A 17,912-nucleotide genomic window follows, 5' to 3' on the forward strand; every position below is an offset into this window, starting at 1 on the left:
AAATAGGTGGGTACCGCCTTCAACTCAACCCCAGCTCACCCCAGATCCGCATCACCTCGCGCCGTTCATCGATGAACTGGTTGCCCGGGATCACCCCGGCCTGCTTCTGCAGGGCCTGACGATGAGCGGCCGAGCGGTAGGCCTTGTAGGCTTCGCGCAGCAACCCCGCATCGGCGGCGGGCAACAATCCGGCCTCTTCCAGGCCTTCGAGAATGCGAATGTTGTCGGTGTATCGCAGCAGGTCCGGGTGCTTGCCCGACCACGCCAGAGCCGCGTATTGCACCATAAATTCGATATCGACGATACCACCGGCGTCTTGCTTGACGTCAAAGCGCTGGCCAGCTTCGAAGGCATTGGCGCCGCGCCCTGCTGCCGTCTGCCGCGTACCCAGGTTGTCGCGCATCTTCGCACGCATCTCGCTGACCTCGGCACGCAGCGTATCCAGGTCGCGTGGTTTGGCCAGCACGGCGCCACGCACCTGCTCGAACTCGGCGCCCGTCTGGCGGCAGCCTACCAGCACACGGGCGCGCACCAGCGCCTGGTGCTCCCAGGTCCAGGCCTCGGTCTGCTGGTAGCGCGAAAACGCCGCCACCGAGCTGACCAGCAGCCCCGCCGCACCGGAGGGACGCAGGCGCATGTCGACGTCGTACAGCTGGCCGGAGTTGGTCTGTGCAGTCAGCAGGTGAATGATGCGCTGGCCCAGGCGGGTGAAGAACTGGGCGCTGTCGATCGGCTTGGCGCCGTCGGTTTCCAGGCTCGGGTCGCCATCGTGGATGAATACCAGGTCCAGGTCCGAGCCATGGCCCAGCTCGATGCCGCCAACCTTGCCATAACCGACGATGACGAAGGCCGGATCACAGTCACTGCCGTCGGCCCGCTTGGGCACGCCATGGCGCGCCACGGTCTGGTGCCAGGCCAGGGCCAGCACCTGCGCAAGAATCGCCTCGGCCAGCCAGGTCAGGTAATCGCTGACCTTCATCAGCGGCAAGGCGCCGGCGATTTCCGAAGCGGCCACGCGCAGGTTGTGCGCCAGCTTGAAATGCCGCAGCGCTTCCATCTGCTGCTCCAGGTCGTCCTCGGGGATGCGCGTGAGCCGTTCGCGCAACTCGGCGGCCAGCTCCGGCGCCAACGGCGGGTTGAACAGCCGTGCTTCGTTGAGCAGTTCGTCGAGCAGCAACGGGAAACGCGCAATCTGTTCGGCGATCCATGGGCTGGCGGCGCACAGGGTCAGCAGGCGACGCAAGGCATCGGGGTTCTCCGTCAGCAGTACCAGGTACGCCGAGCGCCGCGCCACGGCTTCCACCAGCGGCAGCACCCGTTCCAGAATCAGGTCCGGGTCGGCGTGCTCCACCGCCTGAGCCAGCAGGCGCGGAATGAAGGCGTCCAGGCGCTCGCGGCTCAGGCGCTGCATCGCCCGAAGTTGCGGGCTGCTGCGCAGGTCTTCAAGACGCTTGAGCGCCTGGCGTGCGTCGCTGAAACCGGCTTCCTGCAACTGCCGGCAGGCCGCATCGGCGTCGTGGGTTTCCTCCCACAGCGGCAGCCACTCGCCGCCGATCACCATTGCCTCGCTGTTCTCGGCGTCTTCGTCCGGGTCGGCGATCACCTGCGCGAAGTGCCAGGCGGTGCGGCCGCGCCAGTGCATCAGGCGCGCGTGAAAAGCCGGCCAGTCGGCGAAGCCCATCATGAAGGCGATGCGCGCACGGTCCCGCTCATCGTCGGGCAGCATCTGTGTCTGCCGATCGGCGATGGCCTGGATGGCGTGCTCGGTGTAGCGCAGGAATTCATAGCCCTCGCGCAACTCGTCCACTACCGCAGCAGGCAGATAGCCCTGCCCCTCCAGGGTCGCCAGCACCTTGAGCAAGGGTCGCTGCTGCAGGCTCAGGTCACGTCCGCCGTGGATCAACTGGAACGCCTGGGCGATGAATTCGACTTCACGGATGCCGCCCGAGCCCAGCTTGATGTTGTCGGCCATGCCCTTGCGCCGCACTTCCTGCTGGATCAGTTGCTTCATGGTGCGCAACGCGTCGATGGCGGAGAAATCCAGGTAGCGGCGATAGACGAACGGTCGCAGCATATCGAGCAGTTGCGCACCAGCCTGCTGGTCGCCGGCCACCACCCGCGCCTTGATCATGGCGTAGCGTTCCCAGTCGCGACCCTGGTCCTGATAGTACTGCTCCAGCGCGTTGAAACTGAGCACCAGCGCACCGGACGAGCCGTAGGGGCGCAGGCGCATGTCGACGCGGAAGACGAAACCGTCGACGGTGATCGGATCCAGGGCCTTGATCAGGCGCTGGCCGAGGCGGATGAAAAACTCCTGGTTATCGAGGGGGCGTTTCACCCCTTGGGTTTCGCCGCCTTCGGGGTAACCGAAGATCAGGTCGATGTCGGACGACAGGTTCAGCTCCACTGCCCCCAGCTTGCCCATGCCGAGCACGACCATGTGCTGCTGCTCGCCGCTGCGTCGGCCCATGGGCGTACCGAACTGCTGGCATTGGCGCGGGTACAGCCATTGATAGGCCTGGTCAATGCAGGCGTCGGCCATGTCCGACAGGTCGCGGCAGGTCTGCACCAGGTCGGCGAGGCGGTTGAGGTCGCGCCAGATGATGCGCACCTGCTGCCGCGCGCGCTGGCGGCGCAGGATGCGGGCAAGGTCGTCTTCGCTCTCGGCCTGGGCCACGGCGAGGGCGATCTGCTCGCGCAGTTCACCGGGCCTGAAGGGACGGTCGAGGTCGCCGCTGGCGATGAGGCCGAGCAGCATGGCGGGGTTCTGGATGGCCTGCTGCAGGACGAAATCGCTGGCGATGGTGACGCGGTCCCATTGTTGCCAGCGCTCGATGGGCCAGTCCAAAGGTGTGGTGACCGGGGGGGCCTCTTCGCGGGCAGAGCCCGCTCCCACAGTGTGCGTGGTGCTGCCGAGATCGGCGAAGAGGCCCTCAGCCCCCACCACAGCAGCCTGGAACGACTCGCGATTGCGCGACACCAAAGGCATGAGAACAGCCGGAATTTCGACCAGCAAAGGCAGGTTCATGGTCTATCCTTGTGCAGCGTGAAGAGCCTGGTAAAGGTCTGTATAGACAGGTTCATCTGTCCCTGATCTGTCGAACAAAGGTGATAAATAGCTGAATTTCTTCAGAACTTGGCAGAAGTCACTCACGCATAGCCCCGAGATGAATACATTCGATCACAGGTAACGATCCAACCCACAACCGGACAGGGGGCCAAAAGCCTGTATCCTGTGTCTACCCGGCTGCCCACCGCCCGCAGGGGCATGAAAAGGGCAGGGATTTGTAGTAAAACTACAGCTCGCCGGAAAAGCTGCCGGTAATCCAAGAATTCAATATCGTCTGCCCACAAGGCCAGTCGCAAACTCAGGCTTCGATTCTGGAAGCCTTTCCGCCCTGGAGCAAGCCATGCAAGACCTCGATCCCGTCGAAACCCAGGAATGGCTGGATGCCCTGGAGTCGGTCCTCGACAAAGAAGGCGAAGACCGCGCTCACTACCTGATGACCCGCATGGGCGAGTTGGCCACCCGCAGTGGTTCACAACTCCCCTACGCCATCACCACGCCGTACCGCAACACCATCCCCGTCACCCACGAAGCACGCATGCCTGGCGACCTGTTCATGGAACGCCGCATTCGCTCGTTGGTGCGTTGGAACGCATTGGCGATGGTGGTGCGCACCAACCTGCGCGACCCGGATCTGGGCGGCCACATTTCCAGCTTCGCCTCCAGCGCGACCCTGTACGACATCGGCTTCAACTACTTCTTCCAGGCCCCGACCGACGAACACGGTGGCGACCTCATCTACTTCCAGGGCCACGCTTCGCCTGGCGTCTACGCACGCGCCTTCATGGAAGGCCGCATCAGCGAAGACCAGATGAACAACTTCCGCCAGGAAGTGGACGGCAAGGGCCTGTCTTCGTATCCGCACCCTTGGCTGATGCCTGATTTCTGGCAGTTCCCGACCGTTTCCATGGGTCTGGGCCCGATCCAGGCGATCTACCAGGCGCGTTTCATGAAGTACATGGAAGCCCGCGGTTACATCCCTGCCGGCAAGCAGAAGATCTGGTGCTTCATGGGCGACGGCGAGTGCGACGAGCCGGAATCCCTGGGCGCGATCTCCCTGGCAGGCCGCGAGAAGCTGGACAACCTGATCTTCGTCATCAACTGCAACCTGCAGCGCCTCGACGGCCCGGTTCGCGGCAACGCCAAGATCATCCAGGAACTGGAAGGCGTGTTCCGTGGCGGTGGCTGGAACGTCAACAAAGTGGTGTGGGGCCGTTTCTGGGACCCACTGCTGGCCAAGGACGTCGACGGCATCCTGCAGCGTCGCATGGACGAAGTCATCGACGGCGAGTACCAGAACTACAAGGCCAAGGACGGCGCGTTCGTCCGTGAGCACTTCTTCAACTCGCCGGAACTCAAGGCCATGGTCGCCGACCTGTCCGACGACGAGATCTGGAAGCTCAACCGTGGTGGCCACGACCCGTACAAGGTCTATGCAGCCTACCATCAGGCGGTGAACCACAAGGATCAGCCGACCGTCATCCTGGCCAAGACCATCAAGGGTTACGGCACCGGTGCAGGCGAAGCCAAGAACACCGCGCACAACACCAAGAAGGTCGACGTCGACAGCCTGCGCAAATTCCGCGACCGCTTCGACGTCCCCATCAAGGACGACGAGCTGGAAAGCATGCCGTTCTACAAGCCCGAAGAAGGCAGTGCCGAAGCCCGCTACCTGAGCGAGCGCCGCGCCGCACTGGGCGGTTTCGTGCCGCAGCGCCGGGCAAAGAGCTTCAGCATTCCGACGCCACCCCTGGAAACCCTCAAGGCGATCCTGGACGGTTCGGGCGACCGTGAAATTTCCACCACCATGGCGTTCGTGCGGATTCTGTCGCAGTTGGTCAAGGACAAGGAAATCGGTCAGCGCATCGTTCCGATCATCCCGGACGAGGCCCGTACCTTCGGTATGGAAGGCATGTTCCGCCAGCTGGGCATCTACTCCTCCGTCGGTCAGCTCTACGATCCGGTCGACAAGGACCAGGTGATGTTCTACCGCGAGGACAAGAAGGGCCAGATCCTCGAGGAAGGCATCAACGAAGCCGGTGCCATGTCGTCGTTCATCGCCGCCGGTACGTCGTACAGCAACCACAACCAGCCGATGCTGCCGTTCTACATTTTCTATTCGATGTTCGGTTTCCAGCGTATCGGCGACCTGGCCTGGGCCGCTGGCGACAGCCGCACCCGTGGCTTCCTGATCGGCGGCACCGCCGGCCGTACCACCTTGAACGGCGAAGGCCTGCAGCACGAAGACGGCCACAGCCATCTGCTTGCCGCGACCATCCCCAACTGCCGCACCTATGACCCCACCTACGGCTACGAGCTGGCGGTGATCATCCAGGACGGCATGAAGAAGATGACCGAAGAGCAACAGGACATCTTCTACTACATCACCGTGATGAACGAAGCCTACACCCAGCCTGCCATTCCGGCCGGCGCCGAGGAAGGCATCATCAAGGGCATGTACCTGCTCGAGGAAGACACCAAGGAAGCGGCGCACCACGTCCAGTTGCTGGGCTCGGGCACCATCCTGCGTGAAGTCCGCGAAGCGGCGAAGATCCTGCGCGAAGAGTTCAACGTCGGCGCCGACGTGTGGAGCGTCACCAGCTTCAACGAACTGCGCCGCGACGGCCTGGCCGTCGAGCGTTCGAACCGCCTGCACCCCGGGCAGAAGCCGCAGACCACCTACGTCGAAGAGTGCCTGAGCGGCCGCAAGGGTCCGGTCATTGCCTCTACCGACTACATGAAGCTGTTCGCCGAGCAGATTCGTCAGTGGGTTCCTTCCAAGGAATTCAAAGTCCTGGGTACCGATGGCTTCGGTCGCAGCGACAGCCGCAAGAAGCTGCGTCACTTCTTCGAAGTGGATCGCAACTTCGTCGTGCTGGCTGCTCTGGAAGCCTTGGCAGATCGCGGCGATATCGAAGCGAAGGTGGTGGCCGAGGCCATCGTCAAGTTCGGTATCGACCCTGACAAACGCAACCCACTGGACTGCTGAGGAGATTTTCTGTGAGCGAACTCATTCGCGTACCTGACATCGGCAGCGGTGAAGGTGAAGTCATTGAATTGCTGGTCAAGGTCGGCGACCGCATCGAGGCGGAGCAGAGCCTGCTGACCCTCGAATCGGACAAGGCCAGCATGGAAGTACCGGCGCCCAAGGCGGGCGTCGTGAAAAGCATCAAGGTCAAGCTGGGCGACCGCCTGAAAGAAGGCGACGAACTGCTGGAGCTGGAAGTCGAGGGTGCTGAAGAAGCACCCCAGGCTTCCGAGCCTGCGGCTGCACCAAAGCTGGAAGAGAAAGCCGAGGCCGCGCCTGCCGCTGCCCCAGCCGCTGCTCCCGCTGCCGCGGCTTCGAGCCAGGACATCCACGTGCCGGACATCGGCTCGTCGGGCAAGGCGCAGATCATCGAGATTTCGGTGAAGGTGGGTGACACCGTCACCGCCGATCAGTCGCTGATCACCCTGGAGTCGGACAAGGCCAGCATGGAAATTCCATCGCCGGCTGCTGGCGTGGTGGAAAGCATCAGCGTCAAGCTGAACGACGAAGTCGGTACCGGTGACCTGATCCTGAAGCTTGCGGTCGAAGGCGCAGCCCCTGCTGCTGCCCCAGCGGCCGCCGCTCCTGCACCTGCCGCAGCGGCGCCTGCAGCGGCTGAAAAACCGGCCGCAGCGCCTGCTGGCGACAGCGTGCAGGACATCCACGTGCCCGACATCGGTTCGGCCGGCAAGGCCAAGATCATCGAAGTACTGGTCAAGGCCGGCGACACGGTCGAAGCCGACCAGTCGCTGATCACCCTGGAATCGGACAAGGCCAGCATGGAGATTCCTTCTCCGGCTGCCGGCGTTGTTGAAAGCGTCAGCGTCAAGCTGGAAGACGAAGTGGGTACCGGCGACCTGATTCTCAAGCTGAAAGTGGCCGGTGCTGCCCCTGCAGCGCCTGCCCAGGCGGCTGCACCGGCTGCCGCTGCGCCTGAGTCCAAGCCTGCAGCTGCCCCGGCGGCTGCCGAGAAGCCTGCTGCCGCACCCGCAGCACCTGCCGCAGCGGCCGGTGCCAAGGTGCATGCCGGCCCGGCCGTTCGCCAACTGGCGCGCGAGTTCGGTGTCGAGCTGAACGCGGTGAGCCCGACCGGCCCGCACGGTCGCATCCTCAAGGAAGACGTGCAGGTCTACGTCAAGGCGATGATGCACAAGGCCAAGGAGGCACCGGCAGCTGCTGCCGGCGCCACCGGCGGTGCTGGCATTCCGCCGATCCCGGTGGTCGACTTCAGCCGCTTCGGCGAAACCGAAGAAGTACCGATGACCCGCCTGATGCAGGCCGGTGCCACCAACCTGCATCGCAGCTGGCTGAACGTGCCCCACGTGACCCAGTTCGACCAGGCTGATATCACCGAGCTGGAAGCGTTCCGTGTGGCGCAGAAAGCCGTGGCGGAAAAGGCCGGCGTCAAGCTGACCGTGCTGCCGCTGCTGCTCAAGGCCTGTGCGCACCTGCTCAAGGAGCTGCCGGACTTCAACGCTTCGCTGGCGCCCAGTGGCAAGGCGATCATCCGCAAGAAATACGTCAACGTCGGCTTCGCGGTCGATACGCCGGACGGCCTGCTGGTGCCGGTGATCAAGAACGTCGATCAGAAGAGCCTGCTGCAACTGGCTGCCGAAGCCGCCGCCCTGGCCGAAAAGGCCCGGACCAAGAAGCTCTCGGCAGACGACATGCAGGGCGCCTGCTTCACCATCTCCAGCCTCGGGCACATTGGCGGCACCGGCTTCACGCCGATCGTCAACGCGCCGGAAGTGGCGATCCTGGGTGTCTCCAAGGCCACCATCCAGCCGGTCTGGGATGGCAAGGCGTTCCAACCCAAGCTGATGCTGCCGCTGTCGCTGTCCTACGATCACCGTGTGATCAACGGCGCGGCCGCTGCACGCTTCACCAAACGTCTGGGCGAGTTGCTGACCGATATCCGCACCATGCTGCTGTAACGCTGGCCGGATGAAAAAACCCACCATTACCGGTGGGTTTTTTTGCCCTGGATTCGACCGCGAAGTACGGGAACGGTGTGCAGCGCAGAGCGTAAATGCCCTCATGTAACCAGTATTTTCGGATCCAATTGCAGAATTTTGTGCGCCTGCCGACAACATGGAAGCACCGAGCCACTGTACCGCTTGTAAGCCCGAGCGCCATGATGCAACCTTGCCTGACGCGCCCGCCTGTAGGGACCCTAGCCTGTAAGGATTGTTGTCCCTGCGCGACCAGTACCCTTGAAGCGAGTTTTCAATGAAAAGCCAGCCCGATGCCGCCAACCGCATGGTGGCCGAGGTAGTGACGCAGCTGCCGGTGCCCTCGCGCCTGGGAATGCTGCGTTTCGAACGGCTGAACGAGGCCAGCTGGGCACTGCTTTATCTGGATCCGGCCTGCGAACGAACCTTCGGTCTTCCCGCTGCGCAGCTGTGCTCGCTGACCGGTTCGCCGTACGCCAGCCTGATGGAGCCGGAGGCGCGGCACCGTCTGCACGATGCCATCCAGGCGCAGTTGGTCGACAGCGCCCATTACACCGTGCGGTACACTCTGCACAGCAACCACGGCAGCCTGCACCTGATGGAGCTGGGCGAAGCCTTTCGCCAACGCAATCGGCAGCTGTTGCGGGGCTACCTGATGGTGGTCGACGCGGCCGTCGGCGACGTGGTCGACGACACGCTGAAACCGGCCAGCGCGAGCAGCCCGCTGCAGATGGCGCTGGAACTCAACCAGCGCGCGCAACAGGAACAACTGCAGCACATGGAGCGCGCCAGCGCCCAGCAGGCATTGATCCTGAGCCTGGCACAACAGCGCTACGGGCCTCACAAGCCGTTGCTCGAGGCGGCCGAACTGATCACGCGCAATGCCTGCGATATCTATGCCGTGGACTGTGCCAGCCTGTGGACGCTGCAAGGTCAGCAGCTGCTGCCCATTACCGCCTATTACGGTGATCGGCAGGTGCATGGCTGTCTGCAGCCTGTAGACCTGGGGGAATTCCCCGATTACCTGGCAGCCCTGCACGCCAGCCGCGCCATCGACGCCAGCGACGTGGCCAGCGATCCGCGCACGCGCCAGCTTGCCCGGCAACTGGCAATGCGCGATGTCAGCTCGGTGCTCGATGCCAGCATCCGTATCGACGGCCAGGTGGTCGGCGTGCTGTGCCTGGAGCAGAGTGGCGGTGGGCGGGTCTGGCGTGCGGACGAGATCGCCTTCGCCGGCGAGCTCGCCGACCAGTTCGCCCAGGTGATCAACAACCACGACCGTCGTGCGGCCACCAGCGCCTTGAATCTGTTCCAGCGCGCGGTCGAACAAAGCGCCAATGCCTTTCTGCTGGTCAACTGCGATGGCGTGGTCGAGTACGTCAACCCCAGCTTCACCGCGATCACCCAGTACAGCACCGAGGAAGTCCACGGCAAGCGCCTGGCGGATCTGCCAGCCCTGGAAAACCTCAGCGAGCTGTTGTTCGACGCGCCTTCGAGCCTGGCCAACGGCAACAGCTGGCAAGGCGAATTCAAGAGCCGCCGCAAGAACCTGGAACCCTACTGGGGCCAGCTGTCGATTTCCAAGGTGTACGGCGACGACCGTGAGCTGACCCATTACATCGGCATCTACGAAGACATCACCCAGAGCAAGTTGGCCCAGCAGCGCATCGAGCGCCTGGCCTACACCGACAATCTGACCAACCTGGGCAACCGCCCGGCGTTCATCCGCTGCCTGGATGAAAGCTTCGCCCACGACAGCGACCGGCCGATCAGCATGATGCTGGTGGACATCGACAACTTCAAACGGATCAACGACAGCCTTGGCCACCAGACCGGCGACAAGCTGCTGGTGAGCCTGTCGCGCCGGCTGCGCAACAGCCTGAGTCCGGCCGGCAGCCTGGCACGTTTTGCCAGCAACGAATTCGCCGTGCTGCTGCACGACACTGATCTGGAAGCCGGCCAGCGCATTGCCCAGGAGGTGCTGCTGACGCTGGACAAGCCGATGTTCGTGGATAACCAGTTGATCAACGTCACCGGCTCCGTGGGCCTGGCCTGTGCGCCGCTGCACGGGCGCGACCCGCAGACCTTGATGAAGAACGCAGGCCTTGCGCTGCACAAGGCCAAGGCCAATGGCAAGCATCAGGTGCAGGTGTTCACCGAGGCGCTGAACGCCGAGGCCAGCTACAAGCTGTTCGTGGAAAACAACCTGCGGCGCGCACTGACCCAGAACGAACTGGATGTGTTCTACCAGCCAAAGCTGTGCCTGCGCACGGGCCGCCTGCTGGGCATGGAAGCACTGCTGCGCTGGAACCATCCGGAAAAAGGCATGATTCGCCCCGATCAGTTCATCAGCGTGGCCGAAGAGACGGGGTTGATCATCCCCATTGGCAAGTGGATCGCGCGTCAGGCCTGCCGCATGAGCAAAGCCCTCACAGCGGCCGGGCTGGGCCGCCTGCAGGTGGCGATCAACCTGTCGCCCAAGCAGTTTTCCGACCCCGACCTGGTTGCGTCCATCGCCAGCATTCTGCAGGAAGAGGCCCTGGACGCCTCGTTGCTGGAGCTGGAGCTGACCGAGGGTCTGTTGCTGGAAGCCACTGTGGACACCCATCAGCAACTCGAACAGCTCAAGCAGTTGGGCATGACCCTGGCCATGGATGACTTCGGCACGGGGTATTCTTCGCTCAGTTACCTGAAGAAATTCCCCATCGACGTGATCAAGATCGATCGCAGCTTCATCCACGAGATCCCTGACAACCAGGACGACATGGAAATTACCTCGGCAGTGATCGCCATGGCGCACAACCTCAAGCTCAAGGTCGTGGCCGAGGGTATCGAGACCGCTGCACAACTGGCCTTCCTGCGGCGTCAGCGCTGCGACGTCGGCCAGGGTTATCTGTTCGACAAGCCGATTCCCGGCGCCGAACTGATCGAACGGCTCAAGCGCTATCCACGCGGGCCGAAGGCCTGACCTTCCGCTGTGCCGAGGCGTATCACCAGCAGTACGTGGCCAACGACCCGCCAGGGGATCGCGGGCCGGGCGGCACAGGGGCACGCCTCACGCCTTGAGGATCACTCGGCGATCAGCCAGTCCATCTTCCAGCCGCCCTGGCTCTGGCCGAGCAGATTCGCCAACCAGGGCATCAGCTCGCGCAATTCTTCTTCCAGGCCCCACGGCGGGTTGGCAATGACCAGTCCCGAACCGTTCAGGCTCTGCCGTGTGTCCAGCGGGTGCACCAGCAATTCCACGCGCAGCAGCTTCGGCGCGCCGGTGCTGGTGAGGTCCTGATAGAAACGCTTGAGCGCACGCTCGTCGTCCTTTATCGGGTACCAGATGGCCGTCACGGTCTGGCGCATGCGGCCAATGGTTTCCTTCAGGGCAGTGGCGCAGCGCTTGAGCTCGTCGAGTTGCTCGAACGGCGGATCGATCAGCATCACCGCGCGTTTCTCGGCCACCGGCAGCAGGGCCCGCGGCACGTGCCAGCCCTCGCCCAGGTGCACGGCCACACGTGGGTCCTTCTTCATGTTCTCTTTGAGCAACTGGCCGTCTTCGGGGTGTTTCTCGTTGAGCAGCACGCGGTCCTGCTGGCGCATCAACCGGCGTGCCAGCTCGGGCGAGCCGGGGTAGTAACGCAGCTCGCCTTCGGTATTGAGACGGTTGATGACCTTGACGTAGTCGTCGGTCAGCTCCGGGCGGTCGGTGGCCTGCCACAGGCGGGCGATGCCTTCGAGCCATTCACCGGTGCGCGTGGCCTGGTCGCCGCGCAGGTCGTAGAGCCCCAGCCCGGCATGGGTGTCGAGGTAGGCGAAGGGTTGTTCCTTGCGCGACATCAGCGCAACCAGCCGGGTGAGGACGATATGTTTGAACACGTCGGCGTGATTGCCGGCGTGGAAGGCATGACGATAGTTCATGGGGACTCCTGCAGATGCGCAGGAGTCTAGCATTTCAGATGGGGTTTTTCAGGGGAGCTGGCAGCCCCCACTGCATCACTTGCCTTGGTGGAATGCCGCCTCGGCGCGTTCGAAGCGGCTGACCATGGCCGGTGACGGCCCGCGGCCCAGCTTGCTGACGATCAGGATAGCCAGGCTGGCGAACACGAAGCCTGGGATGATCTCGTACAGCCCCAGCAGCTCGAAGTGTTTCCACACGATCACCGTCGCTGCACCTACCAGAATGCCCGCCAGCGCACCGTTGCGGGTCATGCCTTTCCAAACCACCGAGATCAGCACCACCGGTCCGAACGCCGCGCCGAAACCTGCCCAGGCGTAGCTGACCAGGCCCAGTACGCGGTTGTCGGGGTTGGACGCCAGCCAGATGGCAACCAACGCCACCAGCAGCACCATCATGCGGCCCACCCAGACCAGTTCGCGCTGCGAGGCGCCCTTGCGCAGGAACGCCTTGTAGAAGTCTTCGGTCAGGGCGCTGGAGCACACCAGCAACTGGCAGCTGAGGGTGCTCATCACCGCAGCCAGAATGGCCGACAGCAGCACCCCGGCAATCCACGGATTGAAGAGGATCTTGGCCAGCTCGATGAACACCCGCTCGTGGTTCTCGGTGACCGGACCGGCCAGCTCGGGGTGCGCCGAGAAGTAGGCGATACCGAAGAAACCCACGGCCACGGTGCCACCCAGGCAAAGGATCATCCAGGTCATGGAAATGCGCCGCGCCTTGGCAATGGAGCGCACCGAATCGGCGGCCATGAAGCGGGCAAGAATATGCGGCTGGCCGAAATAGCCCAGCCCCCAGCCCAGCAGCGAGATGATGCCGATGAAGGTGGTACCGCGCAGCATGTCGAAATTGGCCGGGTTCTGCGCTTCGATGGCCAGAAAGGCCGTGTCGACGCCGCCAGTGGCCAGCACCACGACGATCGGCGTGAGGATCAACGCGAAGATCATCAGGGTGGCTTGCACCGTGTCCGTCCAGCTTACCGCCAGGAACCCGCCAACGAAGGTGTAGGCGATGGTCGCTGCAGCGCCGGCCCACAATGCGGACTCATAGGACATGCCGAAGGTGCTTTCGAACAGCCGCGCGCCGGCGACGATGCCTGAGGCGCAGTAAATGGTGAAGAACACCAGGATCACTACCGCCGAGATGATCCGCAACAGGCCGCTGGTGTCTTCGAAGCGCCCGGCGAAATAGTCCGGCAGGGTCAGGGCGTCACCGTTGTGCTCGGTCTGCACGCGCAGCCGGCCTGCGACGAACAGCCAGTTCAGGTAGGCGCCGATGATCAGTCCGACGGCGATCCAACCCTCCGAAAGACCTGACATGTAGATCGCGCCCGGCAGGCCCATGAGCAACCAGCCGCTCATGTCCGAGGCGCCGGCAGACAGGGCCGTGACCACGCTGCCAAGGCTGCGACCGCCGAGAATGTAGTCGGAAAGATTGTTGGTGGAACGGTAGGCGAACAGGCCGATCAGGACCATGGCAGCGATGTAGATCACGAAGGTGATCAGAGTGGGGTTGCTGACACTCATGGGTGTCTCCTTGTGTTGTTTTTATGAGCCTGCGAGCGCGCTTCGGCGCTTCATGTACAGGTCGGCAGATTGCAGGATGTCCGGGTTGACCCAACGGCGCCGAACTTTAGGCCGGCATTGGAGACGGGCGCAACCCCTTTTGGCAAGCAAGTTGCACCTCTGGAAACATCTGGATAAACACGGTGTATCTGCTTCCTTTCGGAGCATTCGCCTGTCATTTGCTACACAGCCGCACCTGGGTTGTGCAGATTCAACCCATGTAAAAAGATTTTCCGTCGAGCGGTGCAACTTTCGTCGATATACAGGTTGCACCTGGTTGCACCCCGCAAAGCGCACGGCTAATCTTGCCGCCGGCTTTATTGCCACGCACCGTGGCCCTGATGAGGACAAGAAATGGCAACCACCACCCTGGGCGTCAAATTGGACGACCCGACCCGCGAACGCCTCAAGGCTTGCGCGCAGTCCATCGACCGCACTCCACACTGGTTGATCAAGCAGGCGATCTTCAACTACCTGGAGAAGCTGGAAGGCGGCGCGACGCTGACCGAACTGACCGGCGCCGGGGTGAGTGGCAATGACGATGCGGGCGACATCCAGCCCGACCATGCCCATCAGTGTTTCCTCGAATTCGCCGAAAGCATTCTGCCGCAGTCGGTACTGCGCGCCGCGATCACCGGCGCCTATCGCCGCCCCGAGCCTGAAGTGGTGCCGATGCTGCTGGAGCAGGCGCGCCTGCCGGCCGACATGGCCGAAGCCACCAACAAGCTGGCCGCGCGCATCGCCGAGAAGCTGCGCAATCAGAAAAGCGCCGGTGGCCGTGCCGGCATCGTTCAGGGCCTGCTGCAGGAGTTCTCGCTCAGCTCCCAGGAAGGCGTGGCCTTGATGTGCCTGGCCGAGGCGCTGCTGCGCATCCCCGACAAGGGCACGCGTGACGCCCTGATCCGCGACAAGATCAGCACCGGCAACTGGCACCCGCATCTGGGCAACAGCCCCTCGCTGTTCGTCAACGCGGCAACCTGGGGCTTGCTGCTGACCGGCAAGCTGGTGTCGACGCACAACGAATCGGGCCTGTCGTCGTCGCTCAGCCGCATCATCGGCAAGAGCGGCGAGCCGATGATCCGCAAGGGCGTCGATATGGCCATGCGCTTGATGGGCGAACAGTTCGTGACTGGCGAAACCATTGGCGAAGCGCTGGCCAATGCCAGCAAGTTCGAGAACAAGGGTTTCCGCTACTCCTACGACATGCTCGGCGAGGCGGCGCTGACCGAGCACGACGCGCAGAAATACCTGGCCTCCTACGAGCAGGCGATCCATTCGATCGGCAAGGCCTCCCATGGTCGCGGCATCTATGAAGGTCCGGGCATCTCCATCAAGCTGTCGGCGCTGCACCCGCGTTACAGCCGCGCGCAGTACGAGCGCGTCATGGAAGAACTGTACCCGCGCCTGCTGTCGCTGACTCTGCTGGCCAAGCACTACGACATCGGCCTGAACATCGACGCCGAGGAAGCCGACCGCCTGGAGCTGTCGCTGGACCTGCTCGAGCGTCTGTGCTTCGAGCCGCAACTGACCGGCTGGAACGGTATCGGTTTCGTCATCCAGGCCTACCAGAAGCGCTGCCCGTACGTGATCGACTACGTCATCGACCTGGCTCGGCGCAGCCGTCATCGCCTGATGATCCGCCTGGTGAAGGGCGCCTACTGGGACAGCGAAATCAAGCGTGCCCAGGTCGAGGGGCTGGAAGGCTATCCGGTGTACACGCGCAAGGTGTACACCGACGTGTCCTACGTGGCGTGCGCGCGCAAACTGCTATCGGTGCCGGAAGTCATCTACCCGCAGTTCGCGACCCACAACGCCCATACGCTGGCGGCCATCTACCACATTGCCGGTCAGAACTATTACCCCGGCCAGTACGAATTCCAGTGCCTGCACGGCATGGGCGAACCGCTGTACGAACAGGTCGTGGGCAAGGTCGCCGATGGCAAGCTGAACCGTCCGTGCCGCGTGTATGCACCGGTCGGCACCCACGAAACACTGCTCGCCTACCTGGTCCGCCGCCTGCTGGAAAACGGCGCCAACACTTCGTTCGTCAACCGGATCGCCGACCAGTCCATTTCCATCCAGGAGCTGGTCGCCGACCCGGTGGCCACCATCGAGCGGATGGCGACCCAGGAGGGCCAGTTCGGCCTGCCTCATCCGCGCATTCCGCTGCCGCGTGACCTGTACGGCAGCGACCGGGCCAACTCGGCCGGTATCGACATGGCCAACGAGCATCGCCTCGCGTCGCTGTCGTCGGCCCTGCTGGCCACTGCCCACACCGACTGGAAAGCCCTGCCGATGCTGGGCTGCGAAACCAGCAACGAACCGGCCCAGCCGGTGCTGAACCCGTCCGACCTGCGCGACGTGGTCGGCCATGTTCAGGAAGCCACGGTCACCGACGTCGACAACGCGATCCAGTGCGCACTGATCAACGGCCCGATCTGGCAGGCCACGCCGCCGGCCGAACGCGCCGCCGTGCTGGAGCGTGCCGCAGACCTGATGGAAGCCGAGATCCAGCCGCTGATGGGGCTGCTCGCCCGCGAAGCCGGCAAGACCTTCGCCAACGCCATCGCCGAAGTTCGCGAGGCCGTGGATTTCCTGCGCTACTACGCAGTGCAGGCGCGCAACGATTTCAGCAATGACGCCCATCGGCCGCTGGGTCCGGTGGTGTGTATCAGCCCGTGGAACTTCCCGCTGGCGATCTTCAGTGGCCAAGTCGCTGCGGCCCTTGCCGCTGGTAACCCGGTGCTGGCCAAGCCGGCGGAGCAGACCCCGCTGGTGGCCGCTCAGGCCGTACGCCTGCTGCTCGAAGCCGGTATCCCCGAAGGCGTGCTGCAACTGCTGCCAGGCCGCGGTGAAACCGTGGGCGCACGGCTGGTGGGCGACGAGCGCGTCAAGGGCGTGATGTTCACCGGTTCCACCGAAGTGGCGCGGTTGCTGCAACGCAACATCGCCGGGCGCCTGGACTCGCAAGGTCGTCCGATTCCGCTGATCGCCGAAACCGGTGGCCAGAACGCAATGATCGTCGATTCCTCGGCGCTGACCGAACAGGTAGTGATCGATGTCGTGTCTTCGGCCTTCGACTCCGCCGGCCAGCGCTGCTCGGCCCTGCGCGTGCTGTGCCTGCAGGAAGACTCGGCCGACCGTGTGATCGAAATGCTCAAGGGCGCCATGGCCGAAGCGCGCCTGGGCAACCCCGAGCGCCTGAACGTGGACATTGGCCCGGTGATCGACGCCGAGGCCAAAACCGGTATCGAGAAACACATCCAGGGCATGCGCGACAAAGGCCGCGACGTGTACCAGATGGCGATTGCCGACAGTGCCGAAATCAAGCGCGGCACTTTCGTCATGCCGACCCTGATCGAGCTGGAAAGCTTCGACGAGTTGCAGCGCGAAATCTTCGGGCCGGTGCTGCACGTGGTGCGCTACAAGCGTCGTGACCTGGACCAGTTGATCGGCCAGATCAATGCCTCCGGCTATGGCCTGACCTTGGGCGTGCACACACGCATCGACGAAACCATCGCCAAGGTGATCGACAACGTTCATGCCGGTAACGTCTACGTCAACCGCAACATCGTCGGCGCCGTGGTGGGCGTGCAGCCGTTCGGCGGCGAAGGCCTGTCGGGCACCGGCCCGAAAGCCGGTGGTCCGCTGTACCTGTACCGCCTGCTGTCGACCCGGCCAAACGACGCCATCGCCCAGTCCTTCGCCCGCACCGATGCCGGTACGGCGCCGGACGTGCGTCTGCGTGACGCCCTGGGCAAACCGTTGCAAGCCCTGCAGGCCTGGGCTTCGAGCAACCAGCAGGCCGAACTGGCGCAACTGTGCGGCGACTTCGCCGCCCAATCGCAAAGCGGCGTGAGCCGGCTGCTCGACGGCCCCACCGGCGAGCGCAACAGCTACACCATTCTGCCGCGCGAGCACGTGCTGTGCCTGGCCGACACCGAAGCCGACCTGCTGGCGCAGCTGGCAGCGGTGATGGCCGTGGGTTCCAGAGCGGTAGTGCCCGACAACGAGCTGGGCAAGGCCGTGCGCGGGCGTTTGCCCAAGGAAGTGCAGGCGCGCATCCAGTTGGTGCCGGAGTGGAACAAGGACGAGGTGCACTTCGATGCCGTACTGCATCACGGCGACTCCGACCAGCTGCGCGCGGTGTGCGAGCAGATCGCCAAGCGCAGCGGCGCCATCGTTGGTGTGCATGGCCTGTCGCAGGGTGAAACCGGCATCTGCCTGGAGCGCCTGGTGATCGAGCGCGCGCTGAGCGTGAACACCGCCGCCGCCGGTGGTAACGCGAGCTTGATGAGCATCGGCTAACGCCGTCACGAAGGAAAACGCCACCCCGGCCTGCGCCGCGGTGGCG

Annotated in this window: 7 protein-coding genes; 4 read left to right on the plus strand and 3 right to left on the minus strand. The window is 63.7% G+C overall.

Features of this window, described 5'->3' with window-relative positions:
* Window positions 1-19 precede the first annotated feature (19 nt).
* Window positions 20-3,028, minus strand: coding sequence for a bifunctional [glutamate--ammonia ligase]-adenylyl-L-tyrosine phosphorylase/[glutamate--ammonia-ligase] adenylyltransferase (gene glnE / locus ONG87_RS19440; protein WP_264381871.1), 3,009 nt, complete (start codon window positions 3,026-3,028; stop codon window positions 20-22).
* A 382-nt stretch (window positions 3,029-3,410) separates the two neighbouring features.
* Between glnE and aceE the strand changes: the two genes are divergently transcribed.
* From aceE to ONG87_RS19455, 3 genes are all read left to right on the plus strand, one after another.
* Window positions 3,411-6,056, plus strand: coding sequence for a pyruvate dehydrogenase (acetyl-transferring), homodimeric type (gene aceE / locus ONG87_RS19445; RefSeq protein WP_122479762.1), 2,646 nt, complete (start codon window positions 3,411-3,413; stop codon window positions 6,054-6,056).
* An 11-nt stretch (window positions 6,057-6,067) separates the two neighbouring features.
* Window positions 6,068-8,029 (plus strand): dihydrolipoyllysine-residue acetyltransferase, encoded by a 1,962-nt coding sequence (aceF, locus tag ONG87_RS19450; protein WP_264381872.1) that lies wholly within the window; start codon window positions 6,068-6,070, stop codon window positions 8,027-8,029.
* Between the two features lie 295 nt (window positions 8,030-8,324).
* Window positions 8,325-11,015, plus strand: a complete 2,691-nt coding sequence (locus tag ONG87_RS19455) for an EAL domain-containing protein (protein ID WP_192059527.1) — start codon at window positions 8,325-8,327, stop codon at window positions 11,013-11,015.
* Window positions 11,016-11,116: 101 nt separating this feature from the next.
* Here the strand turns inward: ONG87_RS19455 and ONG87_RS19460 are convergent, their stop codons facing one another.
* Both ONG87_RS19460 and putP read right to left on the minus strand, forming a co-directional pair.
* Window positions 11,117-11,956 carry a 23S rRNA (adenine(2030)-N(6))-methyltransferase RlmJ gene (locus ONG87_RS19460; protein ID WP_264381873.1) on the minus strand — a complete coding sequence of 280 codons (840 nt, stop codon included), beginning with the start codon at window positions 11,954-11,956 and terminating at the stop codon, window positions 11,117-11,119.
* 75 nt (window positions 11,957-12,031) lie between these two features.
* On the minus strand, window positions 12,032-13,519 hold the full coding sequence (putP, locus tag ONG87_RS19465) for a sodium/proline symporter PutP (protein ID WP_122479766.1): 1,488 nt from the start codon (window positions 13,517-13,519) through the stop codon (window positions 12,032-12,034).
* 393 nt (window positions 13,520-13,912) lie between these two features.
* Between putP and putA the strand changes: the two genes are divergently transcribed.
* On the plus strand, window positions 13,913-17,866 hold the full coding sequence (gene putA / locus ONG87_RS19470) for a trifunctional transcriptional regulator/proline dehydrogenase/L-glutamate gamma-semialdehyde dehydrogenase (protein WP_264381874.1): 3,954 nt from the start codon (window positions 13,913-13,915) through the stop codon (window positions 17,864-17,866).
* The last annotated feature ends 46 nt before the right edge of the window (window positions 17,867-17,912 follow it).

The sequence above is a fragment of the Pseudomonas sp. MM227 genome (genome assembly GCF_947090715.1).
GTDB classification, from domain to species: Bacteria; Pseudomonadota; Gammaproteobacteria; order Pseudomonadales; family Pseudomonadaceae; genus Aquipseudomonas; species Aquipseudomonas baltica.

Excerpts from the sequence above, each read along its gene's own strand:
- glnE (WP_264381871.1), bottom strand. The coding sequence starts at position 3,028 with ATGAACCTGCCTTTGCTGGTCGAAATTCCGGCTGTTCTCATGCCTTTG.
- aceE (WP_122479762.1), top strand. The coding sequence starts at position 3,411 with ATGCAAGACCTCGATCCCGTCGAAACCCAGGAATGGCTGGATGCCCTG.
- ONG87_RS19455 (WP_192059527.1), top strand. The coding sequence starts at position 8,325 with ATGAAAAGCCAGCCCGATGCCGCCAACCGCATGGTGGCCGAGGTAGTG.
- ONG87_RS19460 (WP_264381873.1), bottom strand. The coding sequence starts at position 11,956 with ATGAACTATCGTCATGCCTTCCACGCCGGCAATCACGCCGACGTGTTC.
- putP (WP_122479766.1), bottom strand. The coding sequence starts at position 13,519 with ATGAGTGTCAGCAACCCCACTCTGATCACCTTCGTGATCTACATCGCT.
- putA (WP_264381874.1), top strand. The coding sequence starts at position 13,913 with ATGGCAACCACCACCCTGGGCGTCAAATTGGACGACCCGACCCGCGAA.